At 70.2% G+C, this 18865-nt stretch carries 14 protein-coding genes; 7 read left to right on the plus strand and 7 right to left on the minus strand.

Annotated features, from left to right (window positions below; all coding sequences use genetic code 11):
* Window position 1: 1 nt before the first annotated feature.
* From K8625_RS34780 to K8625_RS34790, 3 genes are all read right to left on the minus strand, one after another.
* Window positions 2–922, minus strand: coding sequence for a hypothetical protein (locus K8625_RS34780; RefSeq protein WP_223785109.1), 921 nt, complete (start codon window positions 920–922; stop codon window positions 2–4).
* A gap of 97 nt (window positions 923–1019) precedes the next feature.
* Complete coding sequence (locus tag K8625_RS34785) at window positions 1020–4118, minus strand: poly(A) polymerase (protein WP_223785110.1); 3099 nt, start codon at window positions 4116–4118, stop codon at window positions 1020–1022.
* Window positions 4119–4255: 137 nt separating this feature from the next.
* The gene (locus tag K8625_RS34790; protein WP_223785111.1) at window positions 4256–5620 is read right to left on the minus strand and encodes a BamA/TamA family outer membrane protein; all 1365 of its coding nucleotides are present in this window, start codon (window positions 5618–5620) and stop codon (window positions 4256–4258) included.
* Between the two features lie 176 nt (window positions 5621–5796).
* On the opposite strand from K8625_RS34790, the gene K8625_RS34795 reads away from it, so the two are divergent.
* Together K8625_RS34795 and coaA are read left to right on the plus strand one after the other, a co-directional pair.
* Window positions 5797–6528 carry a M90 family metallopeptidase gene (locus K8625_RS34795; RefSeq protein WP_223785112.1) on the plus strand — a complete coding sequence of 244 codons (732 nt, stop codon included), beginning with the start codon at window positions 5797–5799 and terminating at the stop codon, window positions 6526–6528.
* A gap of 67 nt (window positions 6529–6595) precedes the next feature.
* A complete protein-coding gene (gene coaA, locus K8625_RS34800; RefSeq protein WP_223751299.1) occupies window positions 6596–7546 on the plus strand; it encodes a type I pantothenate kinase in 951 nt (316 codons plus the stop codon).
* 3 nt (window positions 7547–7549) lie between these two features.
* Here the strand turns inward: coaA and K8625_RS34805 are convergent, their stop codons facing one another.
* The gene (locus K8625_RS34805; RefSeq protein ID WP_223751300.1) at window positions 7550–9118 is read right to left on the minus strand and encodes a DUF1570 domain-containing protein; all 1569 of its coding nucleotides are present in this window, start codon (window positions 9116–9118) and stop codon (window positions 7550–7552) included.
* Between the two features lie 111 nt (window positions 9119–9229).
* Between K8625_RS34805 and K8625_RS34810 the strand changes: the two genes are divergently transcribed.
* Entirely contained in the window at window positions 9230–11488 is a 2259-nt protein-coding gene (locus K8625_RS34810) for a zinc-dependent metalloprotease (protein WP_223751301.1), read from the plus strand.
* Window positions 11489–11501: 13 nt separating this feature from the next.
* Here the strand turns inward: K8625_RS34810 and K8625_RS34815 are convergent, their stop codons facing one another.
* Entirely contained in the window at window positions 11502–11969 is a 468-nt protein-coding gene (locus K8625_RS34815; protein WP_223751302.1) for a GNAT family N-acetyltransferase, read from the minus strand.
* A 406-nt stretch (window positions 11970–12375) separates the two neighbouring features.
* Here K8625_RS34815 and K8625_RS34820 point away from each other — a divergent pair, with 406 nt between their 5' ends.
* A complete protein-coding gene (locus K8625_RS34820) occupies window positions 12376–13239 on the plus strand; it encodes an NAD-dependent protein deacetylase (protein WP_223751303.1) in 864 nt (287 codons plus the stop codon).
* A 9-nt stretch (window positions 13240–13248) separates the two neighbouring features.
* Here the strand turns inward: K8625_RS34820 and K8625_RS34825 are convergent, their stop codons facing one another.
* Window positions 13249–14154: a LysR family transcriptional regulator gene (locus tag K8625_RS34825; RefSeq protein WP_141327618.1), complete on the minus strand. Its 906-nt coding sequence runs from the start codon at window positions 14152–14154 to the stop codon at window positions 13249–13251.
* Window positions 14155–14260: 106 nt separating this feature from the next.
* On the opposite strand from K8625_RS34825, the gene K8625_RS34830 reads away from it, so the two are divergent.
* From K8625_RS34830 to K8625_RS34840, 3 genes are all read left to right on the plus strand, one after another.
* A complete protein-coding gene (locus K8625_RS34830) occupies window positions 14261–15448 on the plus strand; it encodes an MFS transporter (RefSeq protein ID WP_223751304.1) in 1188 nt (395 codons plus the stop codon).
* Window positions 15445–16503 (plus strand): SDR family oxidoreductase, encoded by a 1059-nt coding sequence (locus K8625_RS34835; RefSeq protein WP_223785113.1) that lies wholly within the window; start codon window positions 15445–15447, stop codon window positions 16501–16503. Before K8625_RS34830 ends, K8625_RS34835 begins: the two co-directional genes overlap by 4 nt.
* A gap of 80 nt (window positions 16504–16583) precedes the next feature.
* On the plus strand, window positions 16584–17162 hold the full coding sequence (locus K8625_RS34840) for an HD family hydrolase (protein WP_223751306.1): 579 nt from the start codon (window positions 16584–16586) through the stop codon (window positions 17160–17162).
* Window positions 17163–17165: 3 nt separating this feature from the next.
* On the opposite strand, the gene cysI is transcribed toward K8625_RS34840, so the two are convergent.
* Window positions 17166–18851 (minus strand): assimilatory sulfite reductase (NADPH) hemoprotein subunit, encoded by a 1686-nt coding sequence (gene cysI / locus K8625_RS34845; protein WP_223751307.1) that lies wholly within the window; start codon window positions 18849–18851, stop codon window positions 17166–17168.
* Between the last annotated feature and the right edge of the window lie 14 nt (window positions 18852–18865).

The following is an 18865-nucleotide window of genomic DNA, read 5'->3' on the forward strand; positions in this document are numbered from 1 at the left end:
TTCAGGGCGAGGTGGCGGACAGCCTGGACAAGGAGCGGTCCTTGACCTTGAGCCAGGCCTGCTGGCGGAAGAGATACGTGGAGCAGAGCTTCCGCCACGTCCACACGTCCGGCAGGTTCCACCAGCCCTCGGGCGGCTCGAGGCCGATGTCCCTCAGGTTGCCGATGCCCCGGTAGCCGACGCCGTCGAGGCCGTTGGCGCTGTTGGACTCCAGCACCAGGGCCTTGTCGGTGGCGGGGTGGTGGTCCACCACGAGGAAGGTGTGGCCGGAGCGCCACGGGTTGCGCCAGCCCTGGATGAGCGTCCACGGATGCGGGTGGGCATCGGCCGAGGGCGCGGGGATGGCCATGCCGCTCTCGACGGCGGCGGTGACGGGGGAGAAGAAGTCCTCCGTGGAGGCAATCATCATCTGCCGGTGGCGCCGCGAGTCCCACGCGAAGTTCGCGCCGTGGGCGTCCGCGAAGGCCTTCACCGTGAGCGCCTCGACGAAGGTGCAGCAGTTGTTGAACAGGGGCGGCGCGCGAGGCACGCGGATGCCCGGGAGGTCCCAGGGGTAGTACGCCTGGTCCAGGTCGTAGCGGAAGTCCTTCAGGCCCTGGAGCAACGTGACGAGCTGGCTCTCGGCGATGGCCAGCGGGTCGTCATCGAAGGGCAGCCGCACGGCGGGCGGAGGCTGCGCCTGGTTCGTCACGCTCACGTAGTGCTGCGTGCGCCAGCGCGTGCAGACCCAGGTGTCCAGCGCGCCCAGCGTGGGGACCTCCAGGCGCACGAAGTCGGTGTCCGGCGTCGGGCTGCCCGGCTTCTCCTCCAGCACGAAGTAGGTGCCCGCCTCGACGTAGCCCTCGAACTGAGACTGGGTGTCGGGCTGGACGAAGCCCCGCATGCGGATGGGCAGCTTCGCGACACGATGGCTCTGGGACACGACGACCCCCCTCGGTGTGAATGACTTCGGGTGAAGCCTATCTCACCCAGGGAGGATGTTCATGGGATGCGCCAGGGCTGGAGCGGGGTGTCTGTCCTTACGGGTCTGTTTCCCCGAGGAGGCCCGAGGCGCTCGCGCGTGACAGCTCCACCTGGAGGGTGGCCCCGTCGGGACGGTGGGCCCATTCGAGGAACGACGCGCGGAAGGACTCCACCGCCTCGACGAGCGGCGTGCCCGGCCTCCACGCGAGCGCGCTCGGGTCCCGGGCCTCCAGCCCGATGAGCAGCGAGCCCCCGGCTCCCGGCGCCTGGAGGGGACGCACCGTCAGGCGGCGATCACTCTCCAGGCGGTACGCCAGGGCCGTGATGTGCCCGAGCAGCCACCCCTGGGCGACCTCGCGCCCCTCGGGGGTCTTCGCGTCGGCGCTCAGCCGCAGTCGGGTCGACGGTTGGCTGGTCGAATCGAGCGGCTCGAACAACAGGGACCACGCTCCGGGCGTCCCCGTCCTGCGCGCCTGCGCGACGAGCTCCCGTGCACGCGCCCACTCCTCGCGAAGGATGCGGGAGGTGGAGCGCGACACGTTGCGTGTGGTGTTCCTCAGCGGCGCCACGGGGGCGATGATGGGCAGCAGGTCCCGCTTGCCATCCGGCCGGTAGCGCGCCGTCTCCATCGTCAGGGCCACGGGCTGGGGCCAGGGCCACGTGGCGAAGGTGTCGAAGAAGTGCGCGAGCAGGTCCACGTCGGACTTCACCGCCTCGGGCGCCGCGCGCGTGGTGGCCCAGGCCGCGAGCACCGTCCACGACAGGCCCCCGAGATAGCCGAGCGCATTTGAGTAGAGCCCCCGAGCCCGGGCCCAGGCCTTCACGGCACGCAGCAGCCTCCGGAACCTCGCGTGGGTGTCCTCGTCCGGACCGAGCGCCTCCAGCACGCCCTTCATGTCCGCGAGCCCCAGCACCGAGCGCAGGCCCGCGGGGTCGAACGCGTCCGCGTGTCGCGCGAGCAGCTCCAGCGGGTCCAGTGACCCGGCGCCCTCGGGCCGACTGGCGTGGGACACCTCGAAGCTCACGCCGCCCAGCACCACCTTCACCAGCGGGATGGCCGCATCGGCGACGAAGCGCGAGGCCGCGCGGCTCTCGGGCTCCGACCTCGCCAGCTCCCCCAACAGCTCCCGCGCGAAGTCCTCCCGTGACTGGCCCGCGGGGCCGAGCGCCACCGCGTCCACGTCACTGCCCGCGCCATCGGTCCCGAGCAGATAGGAGCCATACGGATGCAGCGAGGCGCCCACGCGAGCGCACAGCACCCGCAGCCGCTCCACGGCCTCGTCGCGCTTCGCCCGTGTCTCGGGAGCGCTCTCGACGGCGCCCACGTTCCCGAGCGCGGAGCGCAGCGCGTCGTCACCGGTGCCCGCTGTCGTGGCCTCCGCGCGCGCGACACCCAGCGGAATGCGTCGGACGACCTCGAACGGCGTGTTGCCCTGGCGGCGGATGATGCAGACCTCGCGGACCTCGAAGCTCAGCGGACGCCAGCCCCGTGCCCACGTGGCGACGGTGCGCTCCACGTCCACGTCGTCCGAGTGGGGCACCTGCCCCACGGACAGATGCGGGTGGAACCCATGGGCCGGGGGCTCGCACTCGGGCACCACGGAGACGAGCTTCGCGTGCAGTCGCGTCAGGGCACCTCGGGGCGCGTCCTCGGGCCTCAACCACGCCGTCGCGCTGGCGCGGTGGTCGAAGTGGTCGAAGTCGGAGAGCGTCACCTGGAAGGGCTCGATGCTCCGCGCGGCCTCGCAGAGCAGCGCCGCCACCGTGTCGAAGTCCTCCTCGGGGAGGAAGGGGTAGAGCAGGGTGACGTGGGGCATCCACCGCTCGAACTTCGCGTCGTGCTTCTTGCGCAGCGCCTGGATGGGCGGCCACACGGACTCGGGGGGGATGAGCACCACGGCGGTGTGGTGGACGAGCCGGGCCGCCGCGGCGCCCGTCACGGAGGAGGCCGCGCGGGTGTCGCGGCGCAGGACGCAGCGGATGCCGAAGTGGTCCGACGCGAACAGCGGCTCGCCGGACGGAGCACGCGCGCCCTTCAGCGGGGCTTCGCCGAACAGCTCGATGGACTCCGGCGAGAGTCGCCCCGAGGGCGAGGTCACCAGCACGCGGTCCAACCGCTGGAGCCGTCCGGACACGGTGGTGATGGCGGCCAGCGAGTTGAGCCGAGGATTGTACGTCTCCCCCTGCTCGGACGGGCGCAGCATGGGCCATGCATCCACGAAGCCCGCGCGGCGGAAGGACTCCACCTCCGCGTCACCGTCGCCGAAGTTGAAGTCACCGGCCAGCACGACGTCGGGCACGCCCGCGTCGTCGTCGCCCGTGAGTGTCGGGAGCTCCTCCAGCAGCGCCTGGACCTGGACGGCCCGGGCCGCGGCGCCGGTGGCCTCGCGGTTGCTCGTCAGGTGCGGCGTGGCCACCCACAGCGGGCCGCCCGCCAGTCGCAGCTCGCCCACGATGAGGCGCTTGTCGCGCGAGAAGACCCGCTGCCACACCGAGGCGAGGGGCTCGCGCGACAGGAGCACCTGCCCGTAGGGGACGACGGTGTTCGCCTCGGGACCGTCCGACACGTGGTAGCGCTCGCGCACCCAGCCCTCCGCGAGCAGGGCCCGCAGGAAGGGCGCGGTGACTTCTTGAAGGACGATGACGTCCGCGTCGGTCTCGCGCAGCAGCGCCAGGGCCGCGGGCGTGCGGTGCTCGGTGGCGAGCTTCTCCCGGTCGTACAGGTCGAAGAGGACGTTGAAGGTGGCGACGGTGAGTCGCTCCGGCGCCAGGCGCGCGTCCCCCGGCGCCGAGGATGGGGACTTCATCCAATCCCCGGCCCGCGCGTCGTAGCGATGGACATGCAGGCGCGCGAAGCCGGGGACCTCGCGAGGACGGGGCGGGGTGGGGGCGGGAGCCTCGGCGGGTGGCTCGACGAGGTGATTCAGCCGGTCGATGCGCTCCTTGCGGTCCCACACCACCTCGCGCCCGCGCTTGAAGTACCAGACGCGGTGCCAGGGGATTTCGCCGTCCGGCACGAAGGCCTCGAACGGCATCTCCTCCAGGCGCTCGCCGTGGGTGTCGTAGCCGATGACGAACTCACGGGCCTCCAGCCGAGGGTCCCACCGGATGCGGTGGTACACCTCCCGGCTCGTCGTGAAGCGTTCCTGGGACATGGTGAGCACCCACGGGGAGAAGAGGAGGGACGGCGAGCCGCTGGCTTCCCGCGAGCGTAGTCGCGCTGACCGCTCGAAGGGGGACGTCCCGCGCGCCGCACCGGACGCCGCGGGACTCACCCGGCTGACAGTCCGCTTCAGGACGGACTGACGCCCGCCACCAGGTAGAAACGGAACTCCCCCGAGTTGACGCCGTAGGCCGCGTCCACGCCCACCAGCGGCAGGACGATGTTGCGCAGGTACAGCCGCAGGCCCGCGCCCACGCCCTGCGCGAAGGTGGAGCCCTTCAGGCCACTCTTGCTGTCGGGCAGGTAGCCGCGCACCACGCGCCCGTTCACGTCCCGCAGCTCACCGTCGGCGGGCAAGTCCCTCCACACCATCAGCCCCGTGTCGGAGAAGCCCACGCCCCGGAAGGACAGCTGGCGGATGGTGAAGAGCGGGAAGTGGTACTCGGCGGTGAACGACAGGCGCGTGTCGCCGCGGAACTGCCGGTGGACGAAGCCGCGCAGCGAGTTGCCGCCCATCACCAGCTCCTGGTGGAAGGGCAGGTCCACGCCCGCGGCCGCCTCGCCGCGCAGCACCACGTTGTGCTCCTCGAACAGGCGCAGGCCATGGCGGTACAGCAGCCCGAAGCGCCGGTAGCGGAAGTCGCTGCCCACCTCGGGATTGGACACCTCGTAGGAGGCCTCCAGGTTGATGCCCTCCATCACCGCGTGCAGGTTCTGCCGCGTGTCGATTCCCACCATCAACCGCACCGACGCGTCCTGCTGCGCGGGGCCGGTGGAGAACGCGGGCGTGGTGACCTCCTCCTTCGCGTCCGGCGACTTCGCGTCGATGCTCATCAGCCGGTACTTCACCGCGGCGCGCACGCGCTCGAAGAGCATCACGCCGAACTCCCCGGCGAGCGAGGCCGAGTTGAGGCGCGTGCGGCGCACCACCTCCGGGTCCTCCTGGCCCGCCCCCGGCTGGTACTCGTCCATGCGGTCGCTTCGGAGCTGGCCCTCCAGGCTGAAGCGCAGCTGCGGCAACCCGAAGACGTTCTGGTCCAGGTAGCCGACGAACAGGCCGCTCTCCGCGGTGCTCACCTGCGCGGCGGTCGCGAACTTCTTGCTGCGGCCCCACAGGTTGTTCTCCGCGTACAGCACGCCGCTGCCCACGTTGTCCGACGACAACGCGAAGGTGGGCGCCACCACCCACGAGGCCTTCTCCTCCACCTCCAGGATGAGGCGGACGCGGCCCGGGCCCGTGGGCTCGGTGCGCACCGTCACCTCCTGGAACAGACCGGTGGCGAGCAGCCGTCGCTCCACCTTGTCCAACTGCTCGAAGGTGAGCTCGTCCCCCGCGTCGATGCGCGAGTACGCCTGCACCGTCTCCGGGCGCGTCTTCTCCGGACCGCGCACCACCACCTCGTCCACCACCTGTCCCGGCTCCTGCGCGCCCGCCTGCCCCGCCCCCAGGGCGAGTCCCAGCATCGCGCACCACTTCACCACTCGTCCGCTCATGACTCGTCGCACATCCATGACCGCGTCGGGGGCTACCGGCCTCAAGCCCTCCGGACCGCACCCTACCGCCACCGCCGGTCCATCGGGATTGCGGAGTGACGGGAAGGCACGACAGTGGAACATTTGCTATGCCTGCCCCCGAGGAAGCTCCGGGACGTCCCCGGGGTCGTGTCCCGATGACCGGTCTGTTTCGCCAGCTCCGACGCCGACGTCTGCTGCGGCGGCCGTTCCCCTCCGAGTGGCTGGGCCACCTGGAGGCCCATGTCCCGTTCTTCTCCCGGCTGTCGCCCGCCCTGCGCGAGGACTTCCTCGCGAAGCTGAAGGTCTTCGTCTGGGAGAAGGAGTTCATCGGCGCGGGGGGCCTGGCCATCACCGACGAGATTCGCGTCGTCGTGGCCGCCACCGCCGTGCAGCTCGTCGTGCACCTGGACCTGTCGTATTACGACCGGCTGCGCGAAGTCATCGTCTACCCGGACGCCTTCCTGCTGCCGGACCGCACCGGCGTGGTGCTGGGGGAGGCGAAGCACTGGGGCTCGGTCATCCTGTCCTGGGCCGCGGTGCTCGGCGGGTTGAAGAACCCCGACGACGGCCACGACACCGCCACCCACGAGTTCGCCCACGTGCTGGACCGGGCCGACGGCGCCTTCGACGGCACGCCGAGGCTGCGCAGCTACTCGCACTACCGCACCTGGGCCTCGGTGATGAGCGAGCACTTCCACGCGCTCCAGCAGGGCCGCCCCCGCGAGCGCCAGGTGCTGGATGACTACGGCGCCCTCAACGAGGCGGAGTTCTTCGCCGTGGCCAGCGAGAACTTCTTCGAGCGGCCCGAGCGGATGCGCAGGAAGACCCCCGACTTGTATGAAGAGCTGAAGCGTTTCTACGGGTGGGACCCCGCCTCTGGCACTTGAGCCCGCGCACCGAGCGCCGCGCTGTGGTAGGCGCGGTATCCAGCAGCCTCCGGAAAAGAGCCCCTCCATGACCGCAGCCGCCGTGCCCTCGGTGTCCATGTTCGTCGAGCTGGAGCGCGAGGCCTGGCGGGCGTTGCGCGCCTCCACGCCGCTGACGCTCACGACGGAGGACCTGGACGGGCTGCGAGGGCTGGGCGAGCACCTGGACCTGGAGGAGGTCTCGGACGTCTACCTGCCGCTGTCCCGGCTGCTCAACCTCCAGGTGGCGGCCGCGCAGCGGCTGTGGGCCGAGCAGCAGGCCTTCCTGGGGGGCTCCACGCAGAAGGTGCCGTTCATCATCGCCATCGCCGGCAGCGTCGCGGTGGGCAAGAGCACCACGGCCCGCATCCTCCAGGCGCTCTTGGCTCGCTGGCCGGACCACCCGCGGGTGGAGCTGGTCACCACGGACGGCTTCCTCTTCCCCAACCGCATCCTCACCGAGCGCGGCCTGATGAACCGCAAGGGCTTCCCGGAGAGCTATGACCGGCGCGCGTTGGTGCGGCTGCTCGCGGAGCTCAAGGCGGGACGCGCGGAGGTGACGGCGCCCGTGTACTCGCACCTGGTCTACGACGTGGTGCCCGAGGAGGCGAAGGTCATCCGCCAGCCCGACATCCTCATCCTGGAGGGCCTCAACGTCCTGCAGTCCGGCGTCGTCGGGCAGCGCATCCCGCACACCTTCCTGTCGGACTTCTTCGACTTCTCCATCTACGTGGACGCCAGCGAGCAGGACATCCGCCGCTGGTACGTGGACCGCTTCCTGCGCCTGCAGCAGACGGCCTTCCGCGACGAGCGCAGCTACTTCCGGCGCTTCTCGGACCTGACGCCCGAGCAGGCGACGGCCATGGCGGAGAACATCTGGGGCGACATCAACGGCCCCAACCTGGCGCAGAACATCGCGCCCACGCGCTCGCGCGCCCGGCTCATTCTGCTCAAGGGGCCGGACCACAAGGTCAAGCGCGTGCGGCTGCGCAAGCTGTAGCCGTCACGGCGGCGAGGGCTTGCACAAGGAGCCGTCGGCGAGCTTCGCCAGGCGCTCGCGCAGGACGTGCTCCTGCTCCGTGCTGCGCTGCTCGCGCAGGTGTCCCAGCGCGCGGTGCTCCAGCTGGATGGCCTCCTCGCAGCGCCCCTGTCCCGCGAGCGCCAGCGCCAGGGTGTCCAGCGCGGAGGGGCTCCACGGCGCCAGCGACACGGCCCACTGGGCCAAGGGCAGCGCCTCCGCGGAGCGGCCCTGGGTGACGTACAGCCACGCCAGCCCCTTCGTGGCGGGGATGCTCCGCGGCTCCAGCGAGAGGGCCTTCTTGTAGGCGGCCTCGCGCTCCTCCTGGGCGGCCTCGTCCGACTCCAGCGCGGCGCCGAGCAGCAGCCACGCGCCGCTGTCATCGGGGTGGGCGCGCACCGCGGTCCTCGCGAGCGCGAGCCTCTCCTCGCGCGAGGCCTCGGCGGACTTCACCGCCAGGGCCGGGAGTCCCTGGGGGTCGATGCGCAGGGCCTCGTCCAGCTCCTTGCGGGCCAGCACCTGGCGGTTCTTCACGAGCGCCGCCTGCCGGGCCATCGACGCCCCCAGCGCGGCCAGCTTCGAGCGCGTGGCGTGCACCTCCGCGTCCTCCAGGGTTCGCTCGACGAAGGCCAGGTCCGTGGGTGGCACCACCACCTGCCGTGGCGGGGGAGGGCGCCCTCGGAGGTATTCCCAGAGCGTCTGGTCCATCGTGCCCTGCGCCAGCTCCGGCAGTGCCCCGCGGAGGGCCTCGTCGGGCGCCATCCCTTGGGACAGCCGCGTCTGGAATTCAGCGAAGCGCTCGGCGCGCTCGTGGATGAGCCAGTGCACCAGCGCCCAGCTCCCCGCGTACATGGAGGAGAGCTCGCGGTCCTGCTCCTCGAAGTTCAGCCCCGGCTCCCAGGCGAGGGTGCCTGGAACCACGCCACCGCCCTGGGCGCTGTCCACCGATTCGCGCAGCATCCGGGCCGCCACATAGGTGGCATCTTTGTTGGGGACGCCCAGCACGGCGCTCCTGCCGTCCGCCGTGAGCTGCGCGGTCTCCAGGTACTCGGCGAGCCCCTCGGAGAGCCACAGGGGCTGGCGCAGCAGGACGTAGGAGCTCAGGTAGTGCGCCAGCTCGTGGTTGAGCCGCGAGGAGGCGTCCATGGACAGGGCGGAGTAGCGACGCGCCCACGCCGAGGGTGGGCCGGACAGGACGATGAGCGCCTCGGTCTCCGAGCGGTGGTAGAGCGCCTGCACGCGGCGCGGGTAGAGGCCCTTGAACTCCTTCCAATCCGCGAGCACGTAGACGGACAACTTCGCCATTGGCTGTCGGAGCGCGGAGGGCCACATGCCCGCGAGCAGCACGATGCGCATGCGCTCCAGCTCTCCCATCGCCTCGCGAGCCTGCTCGGGAGGCAGGTCCGTGCGCAGCGTGTAGTGCTCGCTGTCCAGCTCCACCCAGCCGCGCCCTCCCTCGCCGGGGCAGCGCGTGAAGCGCGGGCCGATGACGCAGCCCGAGGCGCCCAGCCACAGCGCCAGCATCAGCAGGGACAGTCGCAAGCGCTCGTACACGAAGACACACACTCGTCGGGCTGGAGGTTGAAGTCCCGACAGCGTAGCGCGCTTCGATATGCGTGGGGATTGCTCTCGTTTCCTCGAAGGTCTCCCGGAAAGGAAGGCGACATGACGACTCGAACACAGGTCCGCGGATGCGGGCTGATGGGGTGGGTGTGCGCGCTCTGGATGGTGTCGTCCGGATGTTCTGACGCAGTCCATCCCGAGGTGCCCCAGGTGACGCTGGAAGGACCCATCGTCGCCATTCCGAGGACGCTGGAGCCGGGCTCCATCGAGCGGCTGCGCTCGGGGCTGGGCTCGGCGGCCACGGGCCTTCAGGACGACTCGCCCGGCACCTTCTACCTGGCGCTGCGCAGAAGTGAGCTGGGCAAGCGCTGGTTCATGTCTGTCTATCTGGAGCAGCACACCCCGGAGAGCCTCTACGGCAGCAGCGCCACCTCCTTGGGCGTGCGCGTGGTGTCCTTCCAGGAGCAGAACGGCCGGTTGTATGCGTTCGACGTGGACGACACGAAGGTGCGCAGCACGCTCTTCAAGCCCGAGGAGATCGTCGAGGCGTGGCCCGTCATCGAGGACCATCCTGGCTTCTCGCGCCTGCGGGGCTCGGACCAGTACGTGCTCTTCGACCCGGCCGCGGGCCTGGACCGGGTGATGGGCATGGATGCGTTCACCCGCACCTTCTACGGGCCGCCGTTCTCGGTGGAGCTGGCGTTCGCGCAGCGCTTCCGCGCGCTGAAGGACGGGGTCTCCTTCCAGAAGGTCATCACCGGACGCGCGTATGGCTATGCGGACTTCGAGGCCTCACCCGACGAGACGTTCCGCGTCACCGCGACGGTGGGCGTCGCGCTGCGCCGCTATCAGGAGGGCCAGGGCTTCACGCCCATGCAGACGCCCCCGACGCCGGCGTACTTCTACGAGAGCGCCAGCCGCATCGTCCCCAACACCCGTGGCCTCGTCGAGACGCTGGTGGGCAAGTGGAACATCCGGCCCGGGATGAAGCCCATCACCTGGGTGATCAGCGACACGTTGCGCACGTCCCAGGCGGACCCTCGCTACCTGCCCTACGACATCATCGGCGCGGTGAAGAAGGGCGTGGAGTCCTGGAACCAGGCCTTCGGCTTCACGGTCTTCACCGTGCGCATGGCCGAGCCCGGAGAGTCCTTCGGGGACGACGACAAGAACTTCATCCTCTTCGACCCGGACCCGTCCTACGAGACGGCGTTCGCGAACTGGCGCACGAACCCGAACACCGGCGAGACGCTGGGCGCGAGCGTGTATCTCAGCAGCGCGTGGTTGGACCACGCCATCGAGGTCATCGGCTCGTTGCCGACCGGGGCCGCGCCCGCGGTGGCCGTGAGGCCTCGGCCCGAGAAGGCCCTCCAGCTGTCGTGGAACGGCATGGCGCCCTCCCACCTGTGCGAGCTGCACCTGGCGGACGCGGCGGCGAGCCTCTCCGGTCCGCTCCGGGCGCAGGGGTCCGCGCTAAACGAGCTCCCCGTGCCTTCGCCCGAGGAGCGGGTGGAGCGCTTCTTCACCGTCGTGGTGATGCACGAGGTGGGGCACACGCTGGGCTTGCGGCACAACTTCAAGGGCTCGTTCGCGAAGCCGTCCAACTCGGTGATGGAGTACACGTTCGCGCCGGAGCAGGACCTGCGGGGCGAGGCGGTCGGCCCCTATGACGTCGCCGCCGTCCGCTATCTGTATGGCCTGTCCTCCTCGCCGCCGACGGAGCCGTTCTGCACGGACGAGGACTCGTTCACGGACCCGGACTGCACCCGGTACGATGCGACGCCCGCGCCGCTGGAGCTGTTCTACGGTCCCGCCTATCGACAAGCGCTGGAGGCGCACCTGGCGGGAAGTGGCCGCGGTCCCGATGACGCCCTCCTCAACGGTGTCCTCCAGTACCTGAGGGCCTCCCGCCTCTCCGCCCAGCGTGTCCGGGCCTGGACTCTCGCCATGCAGGGGCTGGAGGCGCCCATTGCTCCGGAGGTGCTGGCGGCGGACCCGGGCTACGGCGCGAGGGCGGATGCCATGACGCGCGTGGTGTTCCAGCGGCTCTACCTGGATGCGTCGCCGCTGCGTGGCTACGTGAGGAACGCCCCCCGGACGGACACGGTGGTGACCCCCCTGATTCTCGCGCAGCTGCGCGCCAACCTGCTCGACCTGGATGGTGTGCGCACCTTCGCCACGCGGAAGGTGATGGTGCGGATCCTCAAGCAGGTCCAGACGTTCGAGGCCTACGCCATCCTCCGGGAGGGGCGGCTCGCGGTGGAGGCTCAGCTGCCGGGCCTCTCCGGGCGGCAGCTGCTCGAGGCGGAGGACCTGGCCGCGCTCCTTCGCCAGGCGACCTCGCCGTACTTCAACAACTAGCCGGCGCGGGGCTTCAGCGACGGGGAGGGCGGCTCATCTCGATGTGAGGGATGCCGTCCTCGTCGTAGACCTCTCCCTCCGCGATGAAGCCGAGGCTCGTGTAGAAGGCGCGCAGGTAGTCCTGGGCGGAGATGCGGATGGTGGCGTCGGGGTACAGGGCCTCGAGTCGCGCGAGGCCGCGCTCGGTCAGCTCCCTGCCCAGTCCGCGTCCCCGGGCGCGCGGCGAGGTCACCACGCGGCCCAGGCTCGCGGCGCCGGGGAACTTCACGTCGGGCGGGAGGATGCGCAGGTACGCGCAGAGCAAGCGCTCCGGGCCCTCGCCCTCGTGGGAGAGCAGGTGCAGCGAGCTCGGGTCCAGGCCATCGACGTCCTGGTAGATGGAGCGCTGCTCCACCACGAAGACCTCCTGCCGCAGCGCGAGCACCGCGTACAGCTCCTCGAGCGTCAGCTCCGCGAACGCCTTCCATTGCCAGCTGGGCATGGGCGGGCGTCTATCACGGATGGCCCCCGTGGAGCGGCGTCGACCGGGCGTTGCCTTCTTCGGAGGTGTCCCCGCGATGCGCTCGGGTGTGGCCGGGGACCATGGAGTCGACCTGGCGCCAACGGTGAGCTGACCCGTGTGGGCGTGGCCAGCGCGGCGGCAGCGACTCATCGCCCCTGGCGAGGCGGACCGCGTGGGTGTCGCCGACGCGCTGCATCGCAACGACTCGGCGACGTCGGCGAGCTGATGCTCGCTCGCCACGGCAACGGCTGGGGGACTCCAGGCCTCATCGGGCGGCGGCCCGCTCGCCAGCCTGGCCGGCGGGGCGGAGTCCCGCTCCTGGGGCGGGGAGGGCGGGCAGGGAGGCTGGGCAAGTTGGCGGGGTGGCCATTATACGTAGGCCGCCATGAGCCAATCGCCGCTGACGTCACCCGTGCCTGGAGCCGCCGAGGACGTGGAGGCGCTGGCCTCGTTGCTGCGAGGACGGCGCACGGTGGTCCTCACCGGCGCCGGGTGCAGCACGGAGTCGGGCATCCCCGACTATCGCGGCCCGGGCACCCGCGCCCGCGCGCGCAACCCCATCCAGCACCGCGAGTTCCTCCAGCGCCCCGAGGTGCGGGCCCGCTACTGGGCGCGCAGCCTGCTCGGCTGGCCCCGCTTCGCCGCCGCCCGTCCCAACGCCGCGCACCAGGCGCTGGCCGCGCTGGAGCAGGGCGGCCATGTCCAAGGGCTCATCACCCAGAACGTGGACCGGCTGCACCACGCCGCGGGCAGCTCGCGCATCATCGAGCTGCACGGCGCGCTGGCCCGCGTGCGCTGCCTGGACTGCGGGGCGCAGGAGGCGCGCGTCGACCTGCAGGAGCGTCTCTTGTCGCTCAATCCGGACTTCACCCACCAGGTGCTGGAGCTGCGGCCGGACGGTGACGCGGAGCTGAGCTCGGAGGCGCTCCAGTCCTTCCGGGTGCCCGCGTGCCTGCGCTGCGGCGGGACGCTGAAGCCGGACGTGGTGTTCTTCGGGGACAACGTGCCCGCGCCCACGGTGGCGGATGCGTTCGGGTTGCTGGAGGAGGGGGACGCGCTGCTGGTGGTGGGCTCGTCGCTGGCCATCTACTCCGGCTATCGCTTCCTCGTGCGCGCCTCCGAGCGACAGGTACCCATCGCCATCCTCAACCTGGGCGAGTGTCGCGGCGTGGAGCTGGCGGACCTGTGTATCGAAGCGAGCGCGGGGGACGTGCTGCCCCGGCTCGCCTCGCGACTGACGCGGGCCTGAGGTCGCGCGTCAGGGGATGCGCACGTGGGCGGTGAGGTGGTCCACGAAGGCTCGCACGCGCGAGGGCAGGTGGCCTCCCTGGCTCATGAAGAGGATGTGGATGGCCTCGGTGTCGCCGGGGTTGTGCGCCTCGAGCACGGGCACGAGGTGTCCCTTGTCCAGGTCGTCCTGCACCTGGAAGCGCGCCAGCCGCGCCAGCCCGACGCCGGCCAGGGCGAGCTGTCGCAGCGCCTCGCCGTCACTCGCCTGGACGTTGCCGATGGGCGGCACGGCGAGCTGCGCGTCCTCTTCCTTCAGGGGCCAGCCTTCGATGGCGCGCGCGTAGCTGAAGCCCAGCCGGTTGTGGGCGCCGAGCTCCTCGGGCGACTGGGGCAGGCCGTGACGCTTCACGTAGTCCGGTGAGGCGACGATGACCATCCGCGTCTCGCCCAGGCGGCGCGAGGTGAGCTGGGAGCTCTTGAGCTGGCCGTGGCGGATGGCCACGTCGGTGCGCTCGTCGAGCAGGTCGATGAGCTGGTCCGTCAGAACCAATTCCACCGACACGCCGGGGTGACGGGCGAGGAAGCCGGGCAGCAGGGGGATGAGCAGCACGCGGCCGAAGGCGGCGTTGGTGTTGACGCGCAGGCGGCCTCGAGGCTCGTCGCTCGTGGCGGCGCCGCGCTCGGCCTCTTCCAGCTCGGCGAGGATGCGCACGCTGCGCTCATAGAAGCCGCAGCCCTCCGGGGTGAGCTGGAGCGCGCGGGTGGAGCGGTTGACCAGGCGGGCTCCCAGTCGCTGCTCCAGGCGGGCCACCAGCTTGCTCACCGCCGAGGGCGTCATCCGGAAGGCGCGGGCCGCGGCGGAGAAGCCGCCCAGCTCCACCACCTTCACGAAGACCTCCATCTCTCCGAAGCGATTGACGTCGAGTCGAGCCATGGTGAGCCGAAGTCACAAGTCCTGTTCCGCACGGCGCTCTACCGCACGGAAATCGTGCCGTCCATACAAGGGCCCATCCACTTCTTCATCGGAGGGCCACGAAGCCATGCCGCTGGCCTTGTTCGCATTGACCGCGGGCGCCTTTGGAATCGGCGTCACGGAGTTCGTCATCATGGGGTTGTTGATGGAGGTGGGCGCTGACCTGGGCGTCTCCATCTCCACGGCGGGGCTGCTCATCTCCGGCTACGCGCTGGGCGTGGTGGCCGGGGCGCCCGTGCTCACGGTGCTGACGGGACGCTGGTCCAGAAAGCACGTGCTGCTGGGATTGATGGTCATCTTCACGGTGGGCAACGTGCTCTGCGCGCTGGCGCCCACGTACGGCACGCTGATGGCGGCCCGGGTGCTGACGGCGCTGTCGCATGGGACCTTCTTCGGCGTGGGCTCCGTGGTGGCGACGGGGTTGGTGCCGGTGGACCGGCGTGCGTCCGCCATCGCCATCATGTTCACCGGCCTGACGGTGGCGAACATCCTCGGCGTGCCGCTGGGGACGTGGCTGGGGCAGGCATCTGGCTGGCGCGCGACGTTCTGGGCGGTGGCGCTCATCGGGCTCGTCGCGGTGGCGGTGATTGCGGTGTACGTGCCGAAAGATGGCGCGCCGGAGGAGCCGGGGGATTGGCGCGCGGACTTGCGAGCCCTGGGGCGGCGGCCGGTGTTGCTGGGGTTGTTGACGACGGTGCTCGGCTTCGCCGGGGTGTTCGCCGTGTTCACCTTCATCGCGCCGTTGCTGACGCGGCTGGGTGGGTTCTCGGCGTCGGCGGTGTCACCCATCCTGCTGGTCTTCGGGGGCGGGTTGGTGGTGGGGAACCTGGTGGGCGGGAAGCTGGCGGACCGGAGGCTGGTGCCGTCGATTCTCGGGACGCTCGCGGTGCTGGCGGTGGTGCTCTTCGGGATGACGTTCGTCTGGGAGGACCGCGTGCTCACCGTCATCGCGGTGGGGGTGTTCGGCGCGGCGGCCTTCGCCACGGTGCCGCCGCTCCAGATGTGGGTGCTGGAGAAGGCGCGAGGGGCGGGGCAGAGCCTCGCGTCGAGTCTCAACATCGGCGCGTTCAATCTGGGCAATGCGCTGGGGGCGTGGTTCGGCGGGGTCGTCATCGACGACGGACCGGGTTTGGGAGCCATCACCTGGGTGTCCGCGCTGGTGCCGGTGTCCGCGATTCTCGTCGTGCTGGTGGCGCTGTGGATGGAGTCGCGTGAGCCGCGCTCCGGCGCGGTGCTGCATGGGAGCCTGCAATGAATGCACAGGACAAGGTGGCGCTCGTGGTGGGGGCGCAGGGTGTCATCGGGAAGAACCTCATCGAGCACATGGCGTCGCTGGGAGACTGGGAGGTCATCGGCCTGTCGAGACGCGGGGGCGAGTCGGCGGGGCGGGTGCGGCACGTGAAGGTGGACCTGCTCGACGCGGAGGACTGCCGGGTGAAGCTGGCGGAGCTGGGGCGGGTGACGCACGTCTTCTATGCCGCGTATCAGGACCGGCCGACGTGGGCGGAGCTGGTGGCGCCGAACCTGGCGATGCTCGTGAATGTCGTGGAGGTGCTGGAGCCGGTGGCCCCGGGGCTGCGTCATGTCAGCCTGATGCAGGGCTACAAGGTGTATGGCGCGCACCTGGGGCCGTTCAAGACGCCGGCGCGGGAGACGGACCCGGAGCACATGCCTCCGGAGTTCAACGTGGACCAGCAGCGCTTCCTGGAGCAGCGTCAGCGGGGCAAGGCGTGGACGTGGTCGGCCATCCGTCCATCGGTGGTGGGAGGCGTGGCGCTGGGCAATCCGATGAACCTGGCGTTGGTGCTCGCGGTGTATGCGTCCATCTCGAAGGAGCTGGGGTTGCCCTTGAGGTTCCCGGGGAAGCCGGGGGCGTACCATGCGCTGTTGGAGATGACGGACGCGGGCCTGCTCGCGAAGGCCACGGTGTGGGCGGCGACGGAGCCGCGGTGCGCGAATCAGGCGTTCAACATCAACAACGGAGACCTGTTCCGGTGGAGCGAGCTGTGGCCGAGCATCGCGCGCTACTTCGGGTTGGAGGCGGCGCCGGGGTTGCCCATGTCGCTGGACGTGGTGATGGCGGACAAGGGGCCGCTCTGGGACGCGATGACGGCGAAGCACGGGCTGGCGGGGCATTCGTACCAGGACGTGTCGTCGTGGCGCTTCGGTGACTTCGTCTTCTCGTGGGACTACGACATGTTCGCCGACGGGACGAAGGCGCGCCGCTTTGGTTTCCACGAATTCGTCGACACCCAGGCCATGTTCTTTCGCCTCTTCGACGAACTGCGACGCATGAAGGTCATCCCGTAGGCGCGCACCGTCGACACGTGTGATGGAATCCCCGAGACGACTCGAGCGCCTCGGGAGGCACGACAGTGGGCGAGAATCCGATGCAACAAATTATCGATTTCATCCTGGAGCTGGACAAGCTCAAGGGCGTGACTCGCAAGGTCAAGCCGCTGGGGCTGTCGCGGTACGAGAACTCCGCGGAGCATAGCTGGCAGCTCGCGATGCTGGCCCTCTCGCTCTCCGCCTATGCACCCGCGGGCACCGACATGGACCGGGTGGTGCGCATGCTGCTCGTGCACGACGTGGGAGAGATCGACACCGGTGACACGCTGGCCTTCGTCGAGGGCGGCTGGAAGGAGCGCAAGGCGGCCGAGCTCGCGGCCGTGGAGCGCATCTTCGGAATCCTGCCCGAATCCCAGGGCCCGCTCTTCCTGGCCCTGTGGCGCGAGTTCGAACAGGGAGAATCCGCCGAGTCCCGATATGCGAACGCCGTGGACCGCGCCATGCCCGTCCTCCTGAACCTGTCCAATGAAGGGCAGAGCTGGCGAGAGAACGGCGTCAGTCACGCCCGCGTGGTGGCTCGCATCGCTCCGCCCATCCAGGCGGGTTGCCCCGCCCTGTGGACCTATCTGGAAGGCCGGCTCGAGGACGCACGCCAGCGCGGCTGGTTCGGCGCCTGAGTCTCACGCGGCCTGGGGACTTCGGGGCGCGGACACGTGTCCCGCTCGCACCACGTAGTCCCCGAAGCCCTCCCCGGGTTGCCGCTCGCGCGCATACGCGGCGAACAGCGGCTCGAGCGTGTCGAGGATGGCCGCCTCGTCGATGTTCTCCCGGTACAGCCGATTGAGCCGCTGCCCCCGACTGTCGCCACCCAGGTGCAGGTTGTAACGGCCCGGTGCCTTGCCCACGAGTCCAATCTCCGCGAGGTACGGCCGCGCGCACCCATTCGGACAGCCGGTGATTCGCAGCAGGATGTTCGCGTCCTGGAGGCCATGCGTCTTCAACCGCGCCTCCACCCGCTCCACGAACGTCGGCAGGTAGCGCTCGGCCTCCGCCATCGCCAGTCCACACGTGGGCAGCGCCACGCACGCGAGCGCGTTGCGCCTCAGCGGGCTCGCCGTCCGGAAGCCCTCCAGCCCATGCGCCCGGACGAGCGCCTCGATGCGCTCCCGCGACTCCGGCGGAATCCCCGCGATGATGAGGTTCTGGTTCGGCGTCAGCCGGAAGTCACCCGAGTGGATGCGAGCAATCTCCCGCAGCCCCGTGAGGTGCGGCGCCCCAGGCCGGTCCGCCACGCGCCCGCTGTCCAGGTGCAGCGTCAGGTGCCACCGCCCATCATGGCCCTCACGCCAGCCGAAGCGGTCCCCGTTGTGCTCGAAGGTGAAGGGCCGCGCGGGCTCCAGCGCGAACCCCAGCCTGCGCTCCAGTTCCTCCCTGAACCACGCGACACCCTTGTCTTCGAGGACATACTTGAGCCGCGCGCGCTTGCGATTGCCCCGGTCCCCGAAGTCGCGGTGGATCTTCAGCACCTCCTCCGCCACGATCAACATCTGCTCAGGCACCACGAAGCCGATGACATCCGCGAGCCGGGGGAACGTGCTCGCGTCTCCATGCGTGGCCCCCAGGCCGCCGCCCACAGTGACGTTGAAGCCCTTCAAGGCTCCGTCCTCGAGGATGGCGATGTAGCCCAGGTCCTGGGCGAAGAGGTCCACGTCGTTCTCCGGCGGTACCGCCACCGCCGCCTTGAACTTCCGTGGCAGATACGTCGCGCCGTAGAGCGGCTCGTCCTCGCCTCCGCCCACCTTCTCCTCTCCGAGCCACAGCTCATGGTACGCGCGCGTCTTGGGCAGCAGGTGCTCGGACAGGCGCACCGCCCAGTCGTGGACGACCTCGTGCACCCGGGTGTCCACCGGGTTGGGGTTGCACAGCACATTGCGGTTGACGTCACCGCAGGCGGCCAGCGTGTCGATGAGGGCCGCGTTGATGCGCGCGATGGTCGGCTTGAGGTCTCCCTTGAGGATGCCGTGCAGCTGGAAGGCCTGCCGGGTGGTGATGCGCAGCGTCCCGTTGGCGTGCTCACGCGCGAGCCCGTCCATCACCAACCACTGCGACGCCGTGCACACGCCGCCGGGCAATCGGGTGCGCAACATGAAGCTGTAGTCCGGCTCCAGCTTCTGCTGCCGACGCTCCTCGCGAGCGTCCCGGTCGTCCTGCTGATAGCTGCCATGGAACTTGATGACGCTGGTGTCGGCGGGGGCGATGGCGCCCGTCACCGGGTCGGCCAGGCTCTCCGCCAGCGTGCCGCGCAACAGGCGGCTGTTCGCCTTGATGTGTTCGACTTCCGAGAGGGGCTTGGGCTGAGGGCTCATGTCTTCGCTCGCAA

This window comes from Myxococcus sp. AS-1-15 (genome assembly GCF_020037055.1).
Taxonomy (GTDB): Bacteria; Myxococcota; Myxococcia; order Myxococcales; family Myxococcaceae; genus Myxococcus; species Myxococcus fulvus.